Origin of the sequence: Capnocytophaga sp. oral taxon 412 str. F0487 (genome assembly GCF_000271925.1) — a bacterium.
Lineage (GTDB): Bacteria > Bacteroidota > Bacteroidia > Flavobacteriales > Flavobacteriaceae > Capnocytophaga > Capnocytophaga ochracea.
The window spans coordinates 65,815-86,846 of the sequence record NZ_AJZR01000040.1; the positions used below are offsets into that span (position 1 = coordinate 65,815).

At 40.9% G+C, this 21,032-nt stretch carries 18 protein-coding genes and 1 other RNA gene; 17 read left to right on the forward strand and 2 right to left on the reverse strand.

The genetic code is table 11. From position 1 onward, the window contains the following. Positions 1-41 precede the first annotated feature (41 nt). The 6 genes from HMPREF1321_RS06985 to rnpB all read left to right on the forward strand — a co-directional run bounded on the left by HMPREF1321_RS06985 (position 42) and on the right by rnpB (position 4,429). A complete protein-coding gene (locus tag HMPREF1321_RS06985) occupies positions 42-647 on the forward strand; it encodes a CDP-alcohol phosphatidyltransferase family protein (protein ID WP_034575847.1) in 606 nt (201 codons plus the stop codon). Continuing rightward, complete coding sequence (locus tag HMPREF1321_RS06990; protein ID WP_009421942.1) at positions 634-1,422, forward strand: phosphatidate cytidylyltransferase; 789 nt, start codon at positions 634-636, stop codon at positions 1,420-1,422. Before HMPREF1321_RS06985 ends, HMPREF1321_RS06990 begins: the two co-directional genes overlap by 14 nt. Then, on the forward strand, positions 1,410-2,450 hold the full coding sequence (locus HMPREF1321_RS06995) for a patatin-like phospholipase family protein (protein WP_034575849.1): 1,041 nt from the start codon (positions 1,410-1,412) through the stop codon (positions 2,448-2,450). The genes HMPREF1321_RS06990 and HMPREF1321_RS06995 overlap by 13 nt, the downstream gene beginning before the upstream one ends. Then, positions 2,447-3,187 carry an SDR family NAD(P)-dependent oxidoreductase gene (locus tag HMPREF1321_RS07000; protein WP_009421934.1) on the forward strand — a complete coding sequence of 247 codons (741 nt, stop codon included), beginning with the start codon at positions 2,447-2,449 and terminating at the stop codon, positions 3,185-3,187. The genes HMPREF1321_RS06995 and HMPREF1321_RS07000 overlap by 4 nt, the downstream gene beginning before the upstream one ends. Before the next feature lie 82 nt (positions 3,188-3,269). Beyond that, on the forward strand, positions 3,270-4,112 hold the full coding sequence (locus HMPREF1321_RS07005; protein WP_009419643.1) for a transketolase: 843 nt from the start codon (positions 3,270-3,272) through the stop codon (positions 4,110-4,112). Positions 4,113-4,123: 11 nt separating this feature from the next. Then, positions 4,124-4,429, forward strand: an RNA gene (gene rnpB, locus HMPREF1321_RS11240) — RNase P RNA component class A. 73 nt (positions 4,430-4,502) lie between these two features. Here the strand turns inward: rnpB and HMPREF1321_RS07010 are convergent. Continuing rightward, positions 4,503-6,746 (reverse strand): nitric-oxide reductase large subunit, encoded by a 2,244-nt coding sequence (locus tag HMPREF1321_RS07010; RefSeq protein WP_009419644.1) that lies wholly within the window; start codon positions 6,744-6,746, stop codon positions 4,503-4,505. A gap of 201 nt (positions 6,747-6,947) precedes the next feature. After that, a complete protein-coding gene (locus HMPREF1321_RS07015) occupies positions 6,948-7,733 on the reverse strand; it encodes an HAD family hydrolase (protein WP_009419645.1) in 786 nt (261 codons plus the stop codon). Positions 7,734-8,303: 570 nt separating this feature from the next. Here HMPREF1321_RS07015 and HMPREF1321_RS07025 point away from each other — a divergent pair. The 11 genes from HMPREF1321_RS07025 (at position 8,304) to dld (ending at position 20,984) form a co-directional block, all read left to right on the forward strand. Continuing rightward, positions 8,304-8,585: a hypothetical protein gene (locus HMPREF1321_RS07025; RefSeq protein WP_009421951.1), complete on the forward strand. Its 282-nt coding sequence runs from the start codon at positions 8,304-8,306 to the stop codon at positions 8,583-8,585. A 92-nt stretch (positions 8,586-8,677) separates the two neighbouring features. Then, positions 8,678-11,020 (forward strand): TonB-dependent receptor, encoded by a 2,343-nt coding sequence (locus tag HMPREF1321_RS07030; protein ID WP_009421963.1) that lies wholly within the window; start codon positions 8,678-8,680, stop codon positions 11,018-11,020. 11 nt (positions 11,021-11,031) lie between these two features. Further along, entirely contained in the window at positions 11,032-11,772 is a 741-nt protein-coding gene (locus HMPREF1321_RS07035) for a hypothetical protein (protein ID WP_009421970.1), read from the forward strand. Positions 11,773-11,873: 101 nt separating this feature from the next. Then, complete coding sequence (locus tag HMPREF1321_RS07040) at positions 11,874-12,812, forward strand: hypothetical protein (protein WP_009421971.1); 939 nt, start codon at positions 11,874-11,876, stop codon at positions 12,810-12,812. 465 nt (positions 12,813-13,277) lie between these two features. Further along, positions 13,278-14,903 (forward strand): L-glutamate gamma-semialdehyde dehydrogenase, encoded by a 1,626-nt coding sequence (pruA, locus tag HMPREF1321_RS07045; RefSeq protein ID WP_009421982.1) that lies wholly within the window; start codon positions 13,278-13,280, stop codon positions 14,901-14,903. Positions 14,904-15,086: 183 nt separating this feature from the next. Then, the gene (locus HMPREF1321_RS07050) at positions 15,087-16,766 is read left to right on the forward strand and encodes a putative transporter (protein WP_009421966.1); all 1,680 of its coding nucleotides are present in this window, start codon (positions 15,087-15,089) and stop codon (positions 16,764-16,766) included. A 47-nt stretch (positions 16,767-16,813) separates the two neighbouring features. Continuing rightward, the gene (locus HMPREF1321_RS12030) at positions 16,814-16,966 is read left to right on the forward strand and encodes a hypothetical protein (protein WP_009421952.1); all 153 of its coding nucleotides are present in this window, start codon (positions 16,814-16,816) and stop codon (positions 16,964-16,966) included. An 11-nt stretch (positions 16,967-16,977) separates the two neighbouring features. Then, positions 16,978-17,748, forward strand: a complete 771-nt coding sequence (locus HMPREF1321_RS07060; RefSeq protein ID WP_002671062.1) for a ParA family protein — start codon at positions 16,978-16,980, stop codon at positions 17,746-17,748. Then, positions 17,748-18,680 carry a ParB/RepB/Spo0J family partition protein gene (locus HMPREF1321_RS07065; RefSeq protein ID WP_009417469.1) on the forward strand — a complete coding sequence of 311 codons (933 nt, stop codon included), beginning with the start codon at positions 17,748-17,750 and terminating at the stop codon, positions 18,678-18,680. The genes HMPREF1321_RS07060 and HMPREF1321_RS07065 overlap by 1 nt, the downstream gene beginning before the upstream one ends. Then, positions 18,673-19,293: a DUF5683 domain-containing protein gene (locus HMPREF1321_RS07070; RefSeq protein ID WP_009411757.1), complete on the forward strand. Its 621-nt coding sequence runs from the start codon at positions 18,673-18,675 to the stop codon at positions 19,291-19,293. Before HMPREF1321_RS07065 ends, HMPREF1321_RS07070 begins: the two co-directional genes overlap by 8 nt. Further along, positions 19,293-20,984 (forward strand): D-lactate dehydrogenase, encoded by a 1,692-nt coding sequence (gene dld / locus HMPREF1321_RS07075; protein ID WP_009421933.1) that lies wholly within the window; start codon positions 19,293-19,295, stop codon positions 20,982-20,984. Before HMPREF1321_RS07070 ends, dld begins: the two co-directional genes overlap by 1 nt. The last annotated feature ends 48 nt before the right edge of the window (positions 20,985-21,032 follow it).

A 21,032-nucleotide genomic window follows, 5' to 3' on the forward strand; every position in this document is an offset into this window, starting at 1 on the left:
TTTATTACTTTTGCCTCATCAATGTTTATATAGTTCAGTATATGATTTCGGTTTACAAACTAAAACCTAAATTTCAGCAGTTGCTACACCCTATCTTGCTGTTCTTGCATCGTAAGAAAGTAACTGCAAACCAAATAACGATAGTTGCTATTTTGTTTTCTTTAATAATTGGAGTGCTCTTTTGGCAAGCTTCTGAATGTCGTTACTTCTTCTTAGCCTTACCTATAGGCTTACTCTTGCGTATGATTCTCAATGCACTCGACGGGATGATGGCTCGCGAGTTCCAGCAAACCACTTCTTTAGGTGAAATCCTCAACGAATTAGGTGATGTGGTTTCTGATGTGTTCATCTTCTTCCCTTTGCTGAAATATCACCCCGAAAGCCTTTATTTAGTAGTTATTTTTATTGTGCTCAGTGTTCTTAATGAATTTGCAGGCGTAATGGGCAAAGTGTTAGGCGGTGAAAGACGCTATGAAGGACCTATGGGTAAAAGCGACCGTGCCTTACTGATAGGCATTTACGGACTTTTAGCTTTTTTAGGCGTTTCTATCACTTCCTACTCAGCGATTGTCTTCGGGATTATAATTGCTTTACTGTCCCTCAGCACCTTTATTCGTCTCAAAAAAGGACTTTATGCCCAACACTAATAGCCATAGTAAGTTTGCCGATGTACCTCTTCGCGTTAGGAGTTGGGTATTCATTATTGCTGTCTTTGCAGGGGCTGTATATAATAAACTTACGATGCGTATTTTTATTTGTTGGGTGAGTTTTCAATGTTTAAAAGAGTTAGGACGGCTCTTTTCTTTCAATACTCGTTACTTACCTATTGTTATTGTTATACTACAAGGCATTTTACTTTTCTGTTTTCCTTATTATCAAATTTATTTATTAGGAGGTATAGTTCTGCTCATTATTTCAGTTTTAGGAACTTTCTTTGTAGCCAAAAACAAAGTACTTTATATAGCTCTTTCTTTGGGTATCATTCTATTTGCTTATCCACATTTGTTTTTTTTGTTTTCAGTACCTAACGGCTTACTATGGGTTATCTTTTTGATTGTTTCCACCGAACTGAACGACGTATTTCAATACTTATCAGGTAAATGCTTTGGCAAACGGAAAATACTGCCCGAAGTGAGTCCAAATAAAACTATAGCAGGTTGCGTAGGAGGAATTTTACTCACGCCTTTTGTAAGCGTGTGTTTGGCGTATGTGCTCGGTTTGCAAGCGTCCCTTTACACGTGGCTACTCTTAGGGGTAGCTATTAGCTTTTTCGGCTTTTGGGGTGATGTATGTATTTCCTTTATCAAACGCAAAGCAGGCGTAAAGGATACTGGCAACCTTATTCCTGGTCACGGCGGACTTTTAGACCGTATGGATAGCCTTTTGTTTAACAGTATATGGTTCTTTCTATGGGTACAGTGAAAACATTCCATCGCTCCTTAGTCTTCTCAGGAGGAGGTACACGCTTTGCCCTTTATGGCGGTATGTACAATGCTTTAGATGATTTAGGCAAAACTCCTTCGCTACTGATAGCCTCTTGTGGAGGTGCTTTTGCAACTCTAATCATCAATGCTTTTCCTACACATACTGCTCGCAAAGCCTACCTGCAATCCGAAGAATTTTATAACTTCATCAAGAGTCTTTCTCTCACCCCTTATAGTCAATTATACCGTATAGGCTTTTTAGCTCTTAAAAAACAATACGACAAGAGGCACGCTCCTTATATTGAAGATGTGTATCATCGCTATTTGGTAACAATGGCACAAGACCTTTCTAACCTATTACCGAGTCTCGCCAAAGTACACTTCTCCTCTACCCTACCTACTATTATTGTCGGTTCTAAAATGCTTTTCACTCCTGATGAATGTGGCAAACGGAGAGGGGCTCGTAAGCTTTACCAAAAAGTACTCTTTACCGATACACAAACTGCAAGACATATAAATCTGCAAGCCATTGAAATCTCCTCTGATAACTATTTACAATCGGCAGTTGCTAAAGATATTCTCCTTAAAACAGAGATACCAATGCTCACTGCTGCCCGCATTTCAGTTTCTGATATGTTCTACGTAGCTCCGGTGAATATAGCAGGTGATGTGTTTGCAGGAGGTGCAATAGATTTACTACCTATAGAATTAGCAAATACTCTTTCGCAAGAAGTGATAAGAGAGGAAAAACAGCCTTATAGTTCTACTGAAGAAGCGTTAGTGCGTGCAGTTTTAGGTTTTAGTGGCAACGAGCGTTTAGCCGAAGTAGCACAATATCCCGCTCACCTCATCAATACCCGCGATGCCACTATTGTCTTAAAAGGATTTTACTCAGAGAAGTATATCAACTGGAAGCGATGTGCGGTAGATATTCACTTTCCAAAAAACTACGCTCACTATCGTGAACAAATAGAAAAACAATGGGACTACGGTTATCAAACTACAATAAACGCTTTTAAACAATGAATGTATTTATCATAGGAGGCACCTCAGGCATAGGGTTAGCATTGGCGAGCTATTATCACCTACAAGGCAATCGCGTAGGCATATGCGGAAGAGATTTGCAAAAGCTCGCTGATGAATCGCGTTTTGAGAAGTACCAAGCCGATGTAACCAATATAGTGCAATTACAAAACGTTATACAGCATTTCGCAGGCGAGAGGACTTTGTCGTTGCTCATCAATTGTGCAGGTAGTTATGCTGAAGATGTAGCAGATGAGATTAGCTATGAAGAAGCTGTGGCAATGCTTCAAACCAATATTATGGGAGCCGTGAACTGCTTAGAAGTTGGACGAAAAGCAATGTACCACACAGGCGGACAAATAGTCTTACTCGCATCTATTTCGGGTATTTTAGACTACCCCGAGTCAAGCCTATACACCAAGACCAAGCGTAGTGTAATGCAAATAGCCGATGCTTATCGCCGTGCTTTGCGTCGGTATGGAATCGCAATTACTACCATTGCTCCAGGCTATGTAAATACCAAAAAACTACGCGACCTCAACCACAACGACCTCTCTAAGAAACCTTTTCTTGTAACCGAAGCCCAAGCCGTGAGCGAAATCACGCAAGCTATTACTGAAAAGAAAGCATTGCTTCTATTCCCAAAACAAATGAAATGGTTAATGCGCTTCCTCTCATATATGCCCTCTTTCCTGCTTTCAAAGATAATGTATAAGAAAGCTCATTATATGAAGAAATAAAATTTATTATCCTTCCGTTGTTGCTTTTGTCTTTAAAAATTGTACCTTTGCGGTATTAAAAACGTAAAACTGAAGAAATACAATGAATATCCAACAACTTACCGACCTTACTACGCAGGTGCGTAGAGATATCCTCAGAATGGTTCACAATGTAAATTCAGGTCACCCAGGGGGCTCTTTGGGTTGTGCTGAATTCCTTGTATGCCTCTACAACGAGGTAATGGACATCAAACTACCTTTCTCTATGGAAGGTAAAAACGAGGACTTGTTCTTCCTCTCTAACGGACATATATCGCCAGTGTTTTACAGTGTATTAGCACGACGTGGGTTCTTTCCAGTAAGTGAACTGAACACTTTTCGCTTGCTCAATTCTCGCTTACAAGGTCACCCTACCCCTCACGAAGGGTTAGAAGGTGTGCGCGTGGCTTCGGGTTCATTGGGACAAGGGCTTTCAGTAGCAATTGGGGTGGCTTTGGCTAAAAAACTCAACGGCGATAACCACTTGGTATATACCCTCCACGGCGATGGTGAACTGCAAGAAGGGCAAATATGGGAAGCGGCAATGTACGCCGGGGGTAAAGGAGTGGACAACCTCATCGCTACTGTAGATTACAACCACAAACAGATTGATGGACCTACCGATAAAGTAATGCCTTTGGGCAACCTTCGCGCCAAATGGGAAGCCTTTGGTTGGCAAGTAATCGATATTGAAAAGGGGAACGATATCGCCTCTATTTTAAAAGGATTGGCAGATGCAAAAGCTTTAACCGGCAAAGGCAAACCTGTGTGTATCTTACTCCATACCGAAATGGGTAATGGGGTAGACTTTATGATGGGCACTCACGCTTGGCACGGCAAAGCTCCTAACGACGAGCAATTAGCCAAAGGCTTAGCACAGAATCCTGAAACTTTAGGAGACTACTAATAAAGATTAAAAGAGCAAATCAGCTTATCGCTACGAAAGTAGAGGAAAGTCTGGACACCACAGAGCATCATAGCGGGTAACACCCGTCCGCCGTGAGGCGAGGACAAGTGCAACAGAAAGAATGTATGGGTAATGCCATAGTGAAATCAGGTAAACTCTATGAGGTGCAACGTCGCGTAAACCAGCGTTTGAGGGTTGCTCGCCCGATGTTGGAGGGTAGGCGGTTAGAGCTAATGAGCAATCATTAACCGAGATAAATGATAAGCACCTGATCGGTAAGAGTAGGTACAGAATCCGGCTTATGATTTGCTCTTTTTTATACCCAAAAAAGCCAAAGGGCTGTCCTCTTTTGAGGACAGCCCTTTGGCTTTTTCAAGTTTATTTTGTAAATTATCGCTTGTCTCTTAATGACCAACCGGTTTTAAGTCCAATGATGAAGTATACCAATAGCAATTCACCTATTGCTAAGAGTATATCACCTGGAATGCGTAACCAACGTATGGTTTGCATCAAATCGGTGTGCATAAACTCCTCAGAACGCGCTGACCAATAGCCGTTTTGAATAGCTTCTACTGCTTGCATAATACCTATAGGAAGTAAGCTTCCTACCAACATCACAAGCAACCCTATATTTATCAACCAGAATGCCCAACCAAGAATCTTGTTATTCCAGTGACGATCAGGATACAAACCGCGAAGCACAAACAAGATAAGTCCAATACCAAGGATACCATATACCCCAAAGAGGGCTGCGTGTCCGTGAACTGCCGTAGTGTTTAATCCTTGAATGTAGTATAAGGCAATAGGCGGGTTAATGGCAAAACCAAAGATACCTGCCCCAAGGAAGTTCCAGAAACACATCGCAATAAAGCAATAGATAGGCCATTTGTAGGCTTTTATCCACTCAGTAGATTTAGAAATCTTGTAGTTGTGATAAGCCTCATATCCTATGAGTACCAAAGGCACAATCTCCAAAGCACTAAAAGTAGCTCCTAAGGCTAATACACCCGTAGGGGTAGCACTAAAATACAAGTGGTGGAATGTACCCAATATACCCCCTGCTAAGAATACAATAGTAGAGAACAATACTGAGGCACTCGCCACTTTCAAGCGCAATAAGCCCATACGTGAGAACAAGAAAGCAGCCACTACGGTAGCAAATACTTCAAAGAAGCCTTCTACCCAAAGGTGAACTACCCACCAACGCCAATATTCGGCAATAGCCATATGTGTTTGGCGACCGTACATCAAGCCTGCTCCATAGAAAGCTGCAATAGCAATAGAAGCTAACACAAAAAGCAATAACAAATGGCGGTTTTCGTCTTTTTTACGCAAAGCAGGCAATAAAGCTCTTACCATCAAGAACAACCACAAGAATAAGCCTACAAGCAATAGTATTTGCCAAAAACGACCCAATTCTAGATATTCATAACCTTGATGTCCAAAATAGAAGTTTTCTACTAAGCCCAATTTTTGCATCACGCCAAACCATTGTCCTGCCAAAGAACCTAACACCACTATCAGTAGGGCGATAAAGAGTATATTTACCCCCAATTTTTGATATTTAGGCTCGTGTCCTGATACCGCAGGAGCTATGTAAAGCCCTGTAGCTAGCCAAGAGGTTGCTATCCAGAAAATAGCCAACTGTACGTGCCAGCTACGCGAAATAGCCTGTGGAAATATCATATCAAGCGGAATTCCAAAGAAACCTCCCCCTTCTACACCATAGTGTGCTGTAATCACCCCTGCCACCATCTGTACCAAGATAAGTAATGATACTATCCAAATGTATTTAAGGGTAGCTTTCATTGAAGGTGTAGGTTTCATACCGCGCATTGGGTCTTCCGCAGGAAGATGTTCATTTTCTTCTTCCTCTTTGTTGCTTGCGTGATAATACACCAAGAGTCCCACCCCGAAAAGCAACATCAGTACGCTAAATCCTGACCACATTTGTAGTGAAGTCGAGGGGTGATTGCCTATCACAGGGTCATAAGGCCAGTTATTGGTATAGGTTACATCGCTATTAGGGCGATTAGTGCTACATACCCAAGAAGTCCACGTAAAGAATGCATTCATCTGTTGCATACGCACAGGGTCTTTGATAGCATTCTTCGGAATCGCATAATGAGTGCGCGTTTCACTTAGCGAAGGGTCGTCCATAAAGAGTTTAGTGTAATACGTAGCCAACTCTTTAGCCACCTGAGCACGCTCTGGCGAGAAGGTAATCACACCTGTTTCTTGGTTAAAGGTGTTCGTACGCAACTCTTTGCGCAACTGCACTTGGTACTTCGCTTGCTCATCTTCAGGCAGGTCTTTGTACACCTTACCGTCTTTCTGAGCAAAAAGCTCTAATAGCAATACCGATTCGCGATGTAGATAATCAGCATTCCAGTCGGGTGCTATATAAGCACCGTGTCCCCAGATACTACCTACAGTTTGACCGCCCATCGATTGCCAAACATTCTGACCATCTTTAATGTCTTGCCCTTCATAGAGCACTTCCCCATTGGTCGTTACAATCTTTTCGGGGAAAGGAGGTGCTGTACGGTATATTTCTACACCGAAGAGAATCAGCACAAGGAATGAAGCAGCCACTGTTGCCCCAAGCCAAATCCATAATTTCTTAGCTGTCATAAATAAAATATATTAGTGTTTTTGTAATTTCTGGGTGCAAATATATAAAAGATAATTGTATCTTTATGCCTTTTGTATTATTTTTTTACCTTCAATTTTAAAGTTTTCTCCCAAAAAAGAATATTACCTACTGAAAATCAACAGGTAACCTTCCTTATTTTTTTATGAATTTTGTACTCCTTCTTTTCTGCTACTCTTCTTTTAATTTATCAAATGTTGTATAGTTTTCACTACCCCCGCCTCGTTATTATCGTATTCAGTCACGTAATTAGCAATAGCTTTCAAAGCCTCTTGGGCATTCTTCATCGCGTAACTCATCTCAGCAGTTTGTATCATTTCCACATCATTCATATGGTCGCCAAAAACCACTGTTTCCGATGGCAAGACACCTAATTTCTCTTGCAGACGTCTTACCGCCACCCCTTTATTCACATCACTTCGGGTAATATCAAGCCATATCTCACCTGAGACCACCACATTAAAATCATTCTCATACTTTTTCAAAAGAGGATAGCTATTAATCCTTGAAATTCCTTCATCACAAATAGTTATTTTAAAGATGTCATCATTCACTTCCGAAAAGTTCTTCACCTTTGTATGAGCGGGATAATGTCTGGCTATTTCATCAAAAATAGTAACACTATCCGTCTTAATGTAGGCATTCTCTCTTCCACAAAGCGCTACCCCTATTTGCCCAATCTGTTCACAAGTTTCCAATATAGGGCGAATACCATTAGGGTTCAATGGGTTTTCAAAAAGCGTCTCCCCTTTGTATATTAGCGAAGCACCGTTATCAGGAGCAAAAGCTATCTCGTCTTTAATAGGTGCAAAAAGCTCGTGCAAACTCTGTATTTGTCGTCCACTCGCCACGCAAAAATTAATTCCACGGGCTCGTATCTCCTTAAAAACTTCCCAAAAACTCTCAGGTACCTCCTTCTGATTATTCACCAAAGTACCATCAATATCCGTTACAATAAGTTTTATCATACATTCTAATTTTCGGCAAATATACAAAATTATTCACACATATCGTTCAAATATGGTTTTCATATATCTCAACCACCTCTTCACTTCCGTTTCACTTCGTTTTATTACCCTCAAAATCACCTCTTTCTCTCATCTTTTAATCACTCACTTTCAAATACTTATATACCTTTTCTATACCAATCGTCCAAGATTCGTATAAGCTTCCTATAAGCTCTCTATAAGCTACCCCCACCCTCCTAATAGTCTTTTTTCATCAAAAAACCTCCCTCCCTTCTTCCGAATCTCTTCGATATCTTCCGAAAACTCCTATATATCATTTTGCGGTATACACTTTGCCAAAAATTTTGCCCGTGTGGCTCACACTGCCTGTGCGGCTCGCACCTTTGGCAAAGTTGATTATTGGTATTTCTGGCATTTCTGGCATTTCTGGCATTATTGGCATTTCTGGTATTATCAGTATTATTGACTTTTTTTTGCAATTCATAAATTATTTTGTAATTTTGCATCTTGAAAACTATGAAAAGACAATCGTTACACACGCGCATCTTCGCCTTTCTGCTACTGTTTTGTATGCTGAAAGTATCTTTTCCGGTGGGTGAATTCTTTCATAATCACCACACTCAGGAAGAGTTATGCGCTATAGCTACCGGCGATAAGTGTCATCACAACGCTCACCTTTCAGCGGTAGACACTCATCACGATTGTATTTTTGTACAACTGCATCAATTCTTTGCTCCTTCATTTTTTATCTATCAATTCTTAGAGCAAAGTACAACAGCAGTATTCTTCTTTATCGAAAAAGGCTTTCCTCAAAGCACCTTTACTATCTTTTCAAGAGGTCCTCCGATGTAATTAGCTGATGAATTAATTAGTAAATGAGGAGTCATTCCTCTTCTTACCCAGCTTGCTAATTTTCAAATTCCCAAAATTTTCAAATTGATTTTATGCAAAAGATATTCAGTCTTCTGCTACTCAGTTGTGCATTCTCGCTATATGCGCAAGAAACCTTGCAACTGCAAATAGAAGACACTCAAAAACTACCCTTAGGCAATGCGGTAGTGCATTTCGTTGGAAAGCACTTTATAAGCGATGCCGATGGGAAGGTAACGATAAAAAAACTCAGCAAGGGCTCTTACCCTATCAAAGTAACCTATTTAGGCTATCACGATTACGAAAGTACTGTCATCATTCCACACTCACAACCTCTTGTGATTGTAATGAAAGAAGCAGTGAGCGTACTCGAAGGTACTACCGTATCAGGGCATACAACTCAGCAGTATGTAAGAGGCTTAACCCCTTCTATCATATCTATTTCACTCAAAAGAAATAGCTTGATAGAGAAACAAGGCGACGATTTAGCCAAAGTGCTCACCTCTATATCGGGCATATCAATGATACAAACAGGTGCGACCATTGCCAAACCGGTAATTCACGGCTTGCACAGCAATCGTATCTTGATACTCAACAACGAAGTACGCCAAGAAGGACAACAATGGGGTGCCGACCACGCTCCCGAAATCGACCCTTTGGTAGCCGACCAAATAACGGTGGTAAAAGGTGCTGAATCGGTGCGTTATGGCTCTGATGCCTTAGGTGGAGTGATTCTCATAGAACAAAAAAAACTCCCTTATAGCGACGGTCTGCACGCCAACTTAGCTTCTTCTTTTGGCTCTAACGGACACAAATTGAGTACTACGTTAAAAGTCGAAAGTTCAGTCCCCGAGTTACCTTCTTGGGCGTGGCGTATACAAGGAACTTTGAAACGTTCAGGAGACATCAGCACAGCTAATTACCTGCTGAATAACACTGCTGCTCGTGAAGCCAATTTCTCAGTAGCGACAGGCGTTCAGAAGGAAAAAGGCACTGCTGAAATATTTTACAGTAGGTATGAGAACGAAAGCAGTGTGTTCTACGGTTCACATATTGGGAATTTAGACGATTTGCTCGCTCGGTTCGAAATTGGAAGACCGCTTACCACTTATCCGTTTTCGTATAGCATCAATGCACCCAAGCAAAAAGTAGTGCACCACCTGTTAAAAGGTAAAGCGTTCTATTTCTTGCCCTTCGGAGGAAAACTCACCGCACAATACGCTTTTCAGAAAGATATTCGTCAGGAGTTCAGTGTTCGCCGAATGGACAGAACCCGTATCCCAGCCTTAAATATGGAGCTCACTACCCACGCACTCGATGTGTATTGGGAAAACGCTTACAGCAAATGGAAGAGTACCATAGGGGGTAGTTTCAACAAACAGGACAACTACAACCAACCTGGTACGGGGGTAGTACCTGTAATCCCTAACTATGCCTCTCTTAGTTATGGTGCTTTTGCAATACAACGTTTTCAGCGAGATGCTTGGTTATTAGAAGCAGGTGTGCGTTACGACTATAAGTACCTCAATGCCGATGGTTACGATATGTACTCACAGCGTTACGGAGGCGAACACAACTTCCATAATTTCACCTATACCTTAGGAGGAACAATGCCTCTCTCGCGAGTTTCACAACTGAAATCTAACATAGGCGTGGCGTGGCGTGCTCCTCAGGTGAACGAACTGTACAGTAGCGGACTTCATCACGGTGCAGGCACTTATGATTTAGGTGACGATAAGCTCGAATCAGAAACAGGAGTGAAGTGGGTTACCTCGCTTTTGCTAAACAATGAGAATAAACGTTGGAATGTAAATCTCGACCTTTATATCCAATATATTAAGAATTACATTTACGATTATCCTACCGGCGAAGTGCAAACCCTCTTTTCAGGCGTGTATCCTATCTTTCAGTACACCCAAGCCAATGCGTTTTTTAGAGGCGCTGACCTCGATGCTACTGTTCGTTTGTTAAACAAAAACAGACTAGCACAAGTAGGCAATCCTACAAGTTTAGACTACCATTTGAAAGCCTCAGTAGTATGGGCTAACGAAGTGAAAACGGGACGTTACTTTCCGTTTATCCCTGCACCTCGTTTGAGTCAGTCGCTAGAATATAACAAAACGCGCCGCAACAGTTTATTAAGCCGTATGAGTGCTAGCATAGGGCATACTTTTGTAGCCAAGCAAACACGCTTTGAGCCCTCACAAGAGTTAGTGCCTACTACTCCCGATGCCTATCACCTTTTCGAGGCGAGCATAGGAGGTACTTTAGATATCGGCAAACGCCAAACCCTAGACATAAGGTTATCAGCCGAAAACCTTTTTAATACTGAATATAAGGAATACACCAATCGTTTTAGGTATTATGCCCACGATTTGGGTAGGAACGTATATTTAAGAATAAATTACAATTTTTAAACACTATTAAAATGAAAAAGATATCTTATTATTTAAAAGCTATTAGTCTAATAGCATTAGTATGTTTTACAATGGGCAGTTGTAGTAAAGACGACACTAAACCCACTCCTCCAAACGATGAAACCAAAGACAGAGGGCACGATATGCCCGACAAAGTGCAGTTTATCATTACCAATTTAGGAACTAACGAGGTGCAAGAGCGCACCGCCAACAAGTCAGCTAAAGGAATAGTGTATGACATCACCGAACCTATAAAATGGCAAGTGGGACACGAATACCGTTTCGAGATTGTCTATTACAACAATGGAGCTCGTATGAACCACGAGTTTGTAAGTGCCAAAATGGCTCCTATTCATCAGCACTTCTTTCAGTTATTTCAAGGAGAATATCCTAAAGATGAAGCAGGAAGAACCGCTATGATAACAGCTATGAACAAAGCCCTAAGCTATGTATATCAGGATACCGACCCCGAAAATGGTACTTACGGCACACAAGGGGTGAAATTGCGCTTGCGCACTTGGGATAAAACCAACCCTGAGCAACGCGACCCTATTGGACTAAAAGGCGTCTTTCACATAAAAGACGAAGCTACTGCTGGCGATTACAAGTTGCGCATCAAGTTAGCACACTTTCTTATTGCTAATAAGCTCAACCCTAAAACTCAAGAAGAGCGTCCATACAACGTAGTGGAGTATTCTAATGCCTTTCAATTAGACTCTGATATGATACTCCCTATACAGATTATTCGTTAGCTGTGTGTATTATGAACTTTGCCAAAATTTTAAACTTTGGCAAAGGTGATACCTTGCTAATACATTATTTACAAAACAATAACTTTTAATATTAAAAAACGATGAAAAGAATATATTATATCTTAAAAATCAGTTTATTTTTACTATTTGTAACAATAACCCTAAATTCTTGCAGTAAGGACAAAGACCCTCAAAACCCTATTATTACAGACCCTACTGAATTTGCGTGGAGCAAACTCGAAGTGCGCTTTACCAAAGGGCACTCTCACGGCTATTTTCACGGGAACCCCGATTATCCTGTGAAATACCTCAAAACAGTACAACGTTTCTATTTTAATAACATAAATGGAGTGCCTACACCTGCTACCGATAACCCTACTGCTATCCGCTGGGAAGGAACTGATGTAGTGGCTGATGATCACCACGATGAAGATGAGGACGAAGATGCTCTCCACAATCATCAGCACAATGCAGGCGTGAGCTTATACGGTATAGAATTGATTTTTTACGACAAAGACGGCAAGCGTGTAAATGCACAACTGAGCACCGGTGATGCTCCCAATCACTACCAATTCTTCTTTATCGCAAATAATTTTGCAGCAGTAGCCAGCAATACAACTGTGCCTACCCAAGCTGAAGCACTCGACTACAAATATCGTGATACTAATCCTGAAGAGTTGTACATCAAAGGCGGTGGTTTTGATAAAAACCCTAATGCCCCTAAAGGGGAGCTTAGAAAAGAACAGATAGGGTTAAAAGGTTTCTTTGAAGTAAAAAGAACCTATATAAACTTCGATTTGCAAATCGTATTAGGTGTTTTCGCTACCAAGCCCGCAAATCTAGCCTATAATACTGTGCCTGCTAATAAAGTGTTAGATGTAAAAATACCTATACATATCTACACAGACCTTTTGCGAGAAGACAAGACGGTAGAAGATGCAATGCGCGAATTTGGCGTTAGTAAAGCCGAAATAAAAAAAGATCAAGACGACATTATAGCTTCTGATCTTTCTCCTGAAAGCAGTGGTACCTTTTTATAATTTTGTGTATATCACTTAGCAATAATAAAAGAGACTGTTCCTTAAAAAAGAACAGTCTCTTTTTTAAACAATAAGTAAAGCTAATAAAAACATATACTTGTTTTACTCCTATTACCCTCCGTTCATTCTATATCTGTTCGCGTGTTTTGCACCGTTCATTGTTCGTCTTTTGTTCGTCTTAGCTTCGCTCTTCCTTCGAATAAACATTGATATTCAGATACATTTTCCTCCTCAAAACATTTTTCTCTCTTCACTTTTCACTAAAATATCTCAACTTGCTCACAGCATAAAAAGTTATCAAACGAGTTAAAACAATTGTACGAAGTTATAACATACTCTTTACTCTCTACCTTTTATCTTTCATCTGAATTGAGAAATTATCTCATCAAAATTTGCACATTCAAATATTTGTTGTAATTTAGCCGAAATTTTCGAATTGTATCAACAACTAAAAACAACTATACTATGGGAAAAGGATTTTTTAAGGTTCCTAAAGCTACCAACGAACCCGTAAAAAGTTATGCGCCAGGAAGTACTGAGCGTGAGGCTGTACTACAAGCCTATAAAGAATTGTGGAATACTAAAGTAGATGCCCCTCTCTATATTGGAGGTGAAGCCGTACGTACAGGTCAGACAGGTGAAATGCATTCCCCTCACGACCATAAGCACTCATTAGGTGTTTACCACAAAGCGAGCAAAGAACACGTGCAAAAAGCCATTGAAGCAGCGCTAAAGGCGCGTACTCAGTGGGCTAACCTTGAGTGGGAAGAACGCGCTGCTATCTTTTTAAAAGCTGCCGACCTTATTGCAGGTCCTTACCGTGCTAAAATGAACGCTGCTACTATGATAGCACAGTCTAAAACCGTACACCAAGCCGAAATAGATTCTGCTTGCGAGCTGATAGACTTCTTGCGCTTTAATGTGCAGTTTATGGCTAATATCTATAACGACCAACCTAACTCTTCCGAAGGCGTATGGAATCGTGTAGAATACCGTCCGTTGGAAGGTTTTGTATATGCTGTTACACCTTTTAACTTCACCGCCATCTCAGGCAACCTCCCTACCAGTGCTGCCCTTATGGGAAATGTAGTCATTTGGAAGCCTAGTACTTCACAAATATTTTCGGCTGAAATGATAGTAGAAGTCCTCAAAAAAGCAGGTTTACCCGATGGTGTTATCAACGTATTGCACGGCGATGCAGCTATGATTACCGATACTGTTTTAGCAAGCCCTCATTTCGCAGGTATTCATTTTACAGGCTCTACCGAAGTATTCCAAGATATTTGGAAAAAGATAGGTAACAATATTCACCTCTATCGCTCTTATCCTAAAATTGTAGGTGAAACAGGTGGTAAAGACTTTATCATCGCTCACCCAAGTGCTTGCCCCAAACAAGTAGCTACGGCTATTACTCGTGGAGCTTTTGAATATCAAGGACAAAAATGTAGTGCTGCTTCTCGCGTGTACTTACCTAAATCGAAGGCTGACGAAACGCTGAAATTGGTAAAAAAAGATGTACTCTCTTTCAAAATGGGTTCTCCCGAAAACTTTGAGAACTTCATCACTGCGGTAATTCACGAACATTCTTTCGATAAATTAGCTAAATATATAGACCAAGCTAAAAAAGACAAAGATGCCGAGATATTTGTAGGTGGTGGATATGATAAAAGCAAAGGATACTTTATAGAACCTACTGTGATTGTTACCACCAATCCACATTACACCACTATGGAAACCGAACTTTTCGGACCTGTAGTAACTGTGTATGTATATGATGACTCTAAATGGGAAGAAACCTTGAAACTCGTTGATGAAACTTCAGTTTATGCACTCACAGGAGCTGTATTTGGTACTTGTCGTTATGCGTTAGACGAAGCAGTAAAAGTACTCGAAAACGCAGCGGGTAATTTCTATATCAACGATAAACCTACAGGAGCCGTAGTGGGGCAACAACCTTTCGGTGGTGCACGCGCCTCAGGTACTAACGACAAAGCTGGGTCTGCCCAAAACTTATTGCGTTGGGTATCGCCACGCCTTATCAAAGAAACTTTCGTACCCCCAGTAGACTATCGTTATCCATTCTTAGGATAATAAATAAAATTTTAACTTCGCCAAAGTTCTCAGCCCGTGCGGCTCGCACCTTTGGCAAAGTTTCTCTTAAATCTATGTAAAAACAGTTCCCTTACGAACACTTGTATTTGTGGATTGTCCCTCTTCGGGGGTTCGGGAGCTTAATTAATCATTAAACACTAAACATTAATCATTAGACATTAAATGGAATGGCTTTGGAACTTAATGACTAACCACGAGAGTGTGGCTTACACTGTGATAGTGTATAGCGTGGTCATCGCAGTAGGAGTTGCTTTAGGAAAAATAAAAATATTTGGCATCTCTTTTGGTATTGCTTGGGTACTTTTCGCAGGTATCGCTATGGCCGAATTAGGATTCACTGTAAACCCCCATATTCAACATTTTGTAAAAGAGTTCGGATTGATTCTGTTCGTCTACACCATCGGACTACAAGTAGGTCCTGGCTTTTTTGCCTCCTTCCAAAAAGAAGGTATCAAATTCAATCTCTTAGCAGTGCTCTCTATTGTGAGTTGTGTACTTACTGTAATTGCTATCCACTACATCACCCAAACCGATATGGGTACCTTGGTAGGTATAATGTCAGGTGCCGTAACCAATACCCCAGGGTTAGGAGCTGCTCAAGCTACTTTAGAAGATGTATTTAAAGGCGACCCAGCTACAATGCCGAACCTCTCTACCGCTTACGCTGTTGCTTATCCTTTCGGGGTGTTAGGAATTATCTTGGTAATGTTAGGGCTCAAAGCCTTCTTAAAAGTGAATTTAGATGTTGAAAAACGTTTAAATTCTGTACGTCATTCTAAAGATCAAGTAGTGATCAATCGATTCGCGATAAAAGTAAGCAATCCTGCCCTCTTTGGTAAAAAATTGAGCGTTATCAAACAAACTCTTGATTTCGACTTTACCATCTCGCGTATGTGTAGAAAAGGAGAGATTATATTAGCTAGTGCCGACACACTGATAGAAGAAGGCGACATCGTACTGATAGTAGCTAACCAAAAAGAAAACGAGAAGTTTTTGACCCTAATAGGTGACAGCGTTTCTATTTTAGATTATTTCCCTGATGTAAAAGATATGCGCTATACTTCACGCCGTATCAACGTTACCCAACGCGCTATTTTCACCAAAACTCTTGCAGAGCTCGATGTACGCAAACGTTTTGGAGTAACCATCACTCGTGTATATCGTGCAGGTATTGAGTTTGTGCCTGCTGCCGATACCAAATTACAGTTTGGTGATACCATTACTGTAATAGGCGATGAATCGCACATACAACTCGTAAGCAAAGAGTTCGGTAATTCTAAACGACGTATGCAAACCCCTCACATAGCCGAGCTCTTTATGGGGATTACTCTTGGTGTATTATTAGGTAGCATTCCATTCGCTATCCCTGGCATACCTGTACCTGTAAAATTAGGGTTAGCGGGAGGCCCTCTGATTGTTGCTATTCTCATCAGCCGTTATGGCGGTAAATTCTCAGTAACTCACTACGTATCTCAAAGTGCCAACCTGATGGTACGAGAGATAGGTATTGTGCTCTTCCTTGCCAGTGTAGGCTTAGACGCAGGAGCTACTTTTATAGAAACTATTTTGCACGGACAAGGCTTGTACTGGATGTGTTTAGGAGCGCTCATTACTCTTATACCACTTATTATCACCTCTTTAGTAGCACGATTTAAAGCAAAATTAGACTATTTGGGTATCTGCGGATTACTCTCTGGAGCTTCAACCGACCCGCCAGCTTTGGCTTTCGCTAATGATATATCGAACTCCGAAATTCCCGCACTCACTTATGCAAGTGTATATCCGCTTACTACATTCTTGCGAATAATGGTAGCACAATTATTGATTGTATTTTTTGTGTGACGTTTCAAAAAAAGTTGTACTTTTGCCCTCTGAAAGAATAAAATATTATGTTTGAAAATATGATGGATATGGTGGGCAAACTCCAAGAAATCAAAGACTTTTGGATAGTTACCTTAAACAAAAACATTAAGAGTGTTACCGATAAAAATGAAGCTATCTTGGCTGAAGTAGCCAAACAAGGGCTTCCGTTTAACTTTTAAAATATAAATCTATGGGTAAAATAATAGCTATTGCAAACCAAAAAGGAGGAGTAGGTAAAACCACTACTTCCGTGAACTTAGCCGCCGCATTGGGCGTATTGGAGAAAAAAGTATTACTCATCGATGCCGACCCGCAGGCAAATGCTACTTCTGGCATAGGTATTGATGTAGATTCTATTGAGCACGGTACTTACGAGCTTTTGGAACACACTATGGAGGCTAAAGATATGATTGTTCACACCAGCTCTCCTAATCTCGACCTTATTGCTGCTCACATCAACTTAGTGGCTATTGAGATTGAGCTCGTAGACAAAGAACAACGAGAATATATGCTCAAAAAAGCCTTAGAGCCTATCAAAGACCAGTACGATTACATTTTGATAGACTGTGCACCCTCGTTGGGACTTATCACCCTGAATGCTCTTACAGCAGCTAACTCGGTGATTATACCTATCCAGTGTGAGTATTTCGCTTTGGAAGGGTTGGGTAAACTCCTCAATACTATCAAAAGTGTACAAAAAACCTTCAATCCCAATTTGGATATCGAAGGCTTATTACTCACTATGTACGATGCGCGCTTACGTTTGTCTAACCAAGTAGTAGAAGAGGTACAAAAACACTTCAGCGATATGGTATTCAAAACCATTATCCAGCGTAATGTACGCCTTAGTGAAGCACCTAGTTTTGGTGAAACTATCATCAACTACGATGCTACCAGCAAAGGGGCTACCAATCACATCAACTTAGCTCAAGAGATTATAGATAAAAACAAAACTGTATAATGACAAAACCTGCTAAAAAACCTGCCTTGGGGAGAGGTATTTCAGCTATTTTTGGCAATAGTCCCGAAGTGGCTATTAATTCTATCAAAGATAAAAATGCCGATAAGATTGTAGGAAATATCATAGAACTTGAACTCGACCTGATAGAAACAAACCCTTTTCAGCCTCGTACTTCTTTTAATGAAGAAGAGTTACAAGGGCTCGCTTCCTCTATTGAGGAATTAGGGGTAGTGCAACCTATCACTGTACGCAAACTCGACGGAGAAAACAAATATCAACTCATTTCGGGCGAACGCCGTTTCAGAGCTTCTAAATTAGCTGGACTGAAAACCATTCCTGCCTATATTCGCATTGCCGATGACAACGAGTCACTCACAATGGCTTTGGTAGAGAATATTCAGCGTCAAGATTTAGACCCCATAGAGATTGCTCTTTCTTACCAACAACTCATCGAGCAGGTGAATCTCACTCAAGACCAAATGAGCAAACGTGTGGGCAAGAAACGTTCTACCATTACAAACTATTTGCGTTTGCTCAAACTCGCTCCTATCATTCAAACAGGCATACGCGACGGATTCATTTCTATGGGGCACGGTCGTGCAATAATCGCCATAGAAAACCCTGAACAACAAGCAGAAGTATACCAGCGTATCATTTCCGATAACCTATCAGTGCGTGATACCGAAGAGTTAGTGCGCCGCTTGCAAAACTCCGAAACACCTAATGTGGTAAGTATTCAAATCCCTAAAAGCAATAGTAAAACTGAAGTACCTACTTATATCAAAGAAAATATGAGTAGTTTTAATCATTTTTTTGGTACTAAAGTTACTGTAAAGATGAGTAAGAACGGCAAAGGTAGCCTTACCATTCCTTTTAGTTCAGAGGAAGATTTCAAACGTATTCAAAGTTTATTACACAAAAAGGATGAGTAGAAAAATTGTTTTGATAATAGCCCTACTTATGGGAGTGGGTATTTCGTATGCACAAGACGATACAGAGGAAGTGGTAAAAACACCCTCAGACTCTGTGCAGATAGCTGTTATGCAAGACAATATGAAAAAAGTCCCTTGGAATACCGACCCTCTTTCACCTGCTAAAGCCGCCTTCTATTCAGCGGTTATCCCAGGTTTAGGTCAGATATACAACAAGAGCTATTGGAAAGTACCTTTGGTGTATATTGCTATCGGTACCCCAATATACTTCTACATACAAAACTCTAAGGAATACGATCGTTACCTCACTGCCTACAAACGTCGTCAACAAGGATTTACCGATGATGAATTTTATGGCACTACCCCCAGTGGACAACCGCGTCTCAGTACCGATGGATTAAGACGAGGCATACAGTTCTATCGTCGTAATAAAGAGCTTTCTATTCTTATAGGGATAGGCTTATACGCCCTGAATATCATTGAGGCGAATGTCGATGCACATCTCAAACAATTCAATGTAGATGAACGCCTCACAGTGGAACCTTTCATTCAACACGATTTCCTCACACAGCCCCAATTTGGCTTGACACTCAACTATAAATCCAAGAAATAATGACTACACAAAATCTATTAGAAACCTTGCGCCACATTGTTGGTGCAAAGTACGTTATTACCGACCCTTCAAAAACTGAACGTTACCGCACTGGGTATCGTTTTGGTACCGGAAATGCAATTGCCGTGGTGCGTCCCGCTACTTTGTGGGAACAATGGCAAGTACTCGAAGCTTGTGTAGCAGCTGATGTAATTGTAATTTCACAAGCTGCCAATACAGGTATCACGGGAGGGTCTAATCCTTTTGGTAACGATTACGACCGCGATGTAGTAATCATCAACACGATGCGTAATGACAACATCCAGCTTATACTTGATGCTAAGCAAGCTATATGTCTTACAGGAGCAACACTCAACCACTTGGAACAAGAGTTAAAACCCCATAATCGCGAACCTCATTCAGTAATAGGCTCCTCTTGCATTGGGGCTTCAGTTATTGGAGGCGTGTGCAACAATTCTGGCGGTTCTTTAGTACAACGTGGTCCTGCTTATACTGAAATGGCTCTTTATGCCCAACGCAATGCCAACGGTAAATTAGAACTTATTAATCACTTAGGTATTGATTTAGGAAGTACTCCTAAGGAAATACTTACCAATCTGCAAGAGGGTAGATACCAAGCAAAGGATATTCACACTTCTGATAAGAAAGGACACGATCACGACTATTGTAACCACGTACGTGAGATTAATGCCAATACGCCTGCTCGCTTCAATGCCGACCCAGCTCGCTTATACGAAGCCTCAGGTAGTGCAGGTCGTTTAGGAGTTTTTGCCGTACGCGTGGATACTTTCCCTGCCGAGAAAAAAACAGCTGTATTCTATATAGGTACTAACAACACAGCGGTACTTACCAAATTGCGCCGTGATATGCTCGGTACTTTTGAAGAAATTCCTATCTCTGGCGAGTATATTCACCGTACCGCCTTTGATATTGCTGCTAAATACGGTAAAGATACTTTTTGGTATATCAAAAATGTAGGTACTGAATACTTACCCAAGCTCTTTTCTCTCAAAGCGTGGGGCGACCGCGTAGCTAAAAAACTACCTTTTATGCCCAACCATTTCAGTGAAAAATTCTTGCAATTCACCTCTAAACTAATGCCTCAACACCTCCCCAAAATATTGTGGGATTACCGCAACCAATACGAGCACCATCTCATTTTAAAAATGGGAGGCAAAGGGGTAGACGAAGCTAGAGCTTATTTGCAAAAAGAATTTGCCGATAGCACTAAAGGAGCTTATATAGAGTGTGATGCCAAACTTGCACAAGCGGCAATGCTCTTGCGCTTTGCAGTGGCTTCAGCAGCTATTCGCTATCGTTCAGTACACGAGGACGAGGTAGAAGATATCGTTGCTTTAGACATCGCTTTGCGTCGCAATGATGAAGATTGGTTTGAAAAGCTTCCTCCTGAACTCGACGCTAAGATACTTTACAAATTGTACTATGGTCACTTTATGTGCCACGTATTCCATCAAGATTACGTGATTAAGAAAGGTTACAACTGTGAGGAAATAGAAGAAGAGATGCTCAAAATATTAGACACTCGTGGCGCACAATATCCTGCAGAACACAATGTAGGGCATTTATATCACGCTAACGACGACCTTAAGAACTTTTACAACTCTCTTGACCCTACCAATAGCTTTAACCCAGGTATTGGTAAGACCTCTAAGAAAAAAGATTGGAAATAGAAACTCATAGTATTACATATTTAGAGAGGCTACCTCAAAAAGTTTTGA

Bases quoted from the DNA above. Each gene is read 5' to 3' on its own strand.
- HMPREF1321_RS07005 (WP_009419643.1), top strand. From the start codon at position 3,270: ATGAATATCCAACAACTTACCGACCTTACTACGCAGGTGCGTAGAGAT.
- HMPREF1321_RS07015 (WP_009419645.1), bottom strand. From the start codon at position 7,733: ATGATAAAACTTATTGTAACGGATATTGATGGTACTTTGGTGAATAAT.
- HMPREF1321_RS07065 (WP_009417469.1), top strand. From the start codon at position 17,748: ATGACAAAACCTGCTAAAAAACCTGCCTTGGGGAGAGGTATTTCAGCT.
- HMPREF1321_RS07010 (WP_009419644.1), bottom strand. From the start codon at position 6,746: ATGACAGCTAAGAAATTATGGATTTGGCTTGGGGCAACAGTGGCTGCT.
- HMPREF1321_RS06990 (WP_009421942.1), top strand. From the start codon at position 634: ATGCCCAACACTAATAGCCATAGTAAGTTTGCCGATGTACCTCTTCGC.
- HMPREF1321_RS07025 (WP_009421951.1), top strand. From the start codon at position 8,304: ATGCTGAAAGTATCTTTTCCGGTGGGTGAATTCTTTCATAATCACCAC.
- HMPREF1321_RS07035 (WP_009421970.1), top strand. From the start codon at position 11,032: ATGAAAAAGATATCTTATTATTTAAAAGCTATTAGTCTAATAGCATTA.
- HMPREF1321_RS07070 (WP_009411757.1), top strand. From the start codon at position 18,673: ATGAGTAGAAAAATTGTTTTGATAATAGCCCTACTTATGGGAGTGGGT.
- HMPREF1321_RS07060 (WP_002671062.1), top strand. From the start codon at position 16,978: ATGGGTAAAATAATAGCTATTGCAAACCAAAAAGGAGGAGTAGGTAAA.
- dld (WP_009421933.1), top strand. From the start codon at position 19,293: ATGACTACACAAAATCTATTAGAAACCTTGCGCCACATTGTTGGTGCA.
- HMPREF1321_RS07030 (WP_009421963.1), top strand. From the start codon at position 8,678: ATGCAAAAGATATTCAGTCTTCTGCTACTCAGTTGTGCATTCTCGCTA.
- pruA (WP_009421982.1), top strand. From the start codon at position 13,278: ATGGGAAAAGGATTTTTTAAGGTTCCTAAAGCTACCAACGAACCCGTA.
- HMPREF1321_RS07050 (WP_009421966.1), top strand. From the start codon at position 15,087: ATGGAATGGCTTTGGAACTTAATGACTAACCACGAGAGTGTGGCTTAC.
- HMPREF1321_RS07040 (WP_009421971.1), top strand. From the start codon at position 11,874: ATGAAAAGAATATATTATATCTTAAAAATCAGTTTATTTTTACTATTT.
- HMPREF1321_RS07000 (WP_009421934.1), top strand. From the start codon at position 2,447: ATGAATGTATTTATCATAGGAGGCACCTCAGGCATAGGGTTAGCATTG.
- HMPREF1321_RS12030 (WP_009421952.1), top strand. From the start codon at position 16,814: ATGTTTGAAAATATGATGGATATGGTGGGCAAACTCCAAGAAATCAAA.
- HMPREF1321_RS06985 (WP_034575847.1), top strand. From the start codon at position 42: ATGATTTCGGTTTACAAACTAAAACCTAAATTTCAGCAGTTGCTACAC.
- HMPREF1321_RS06995 (WP_034575849.1), top strand. From the start codon at position 1,410: ATGGGTACAGTGAAAACATTCCATCGCTCCTTAGTCTTCTCAGGAGGA.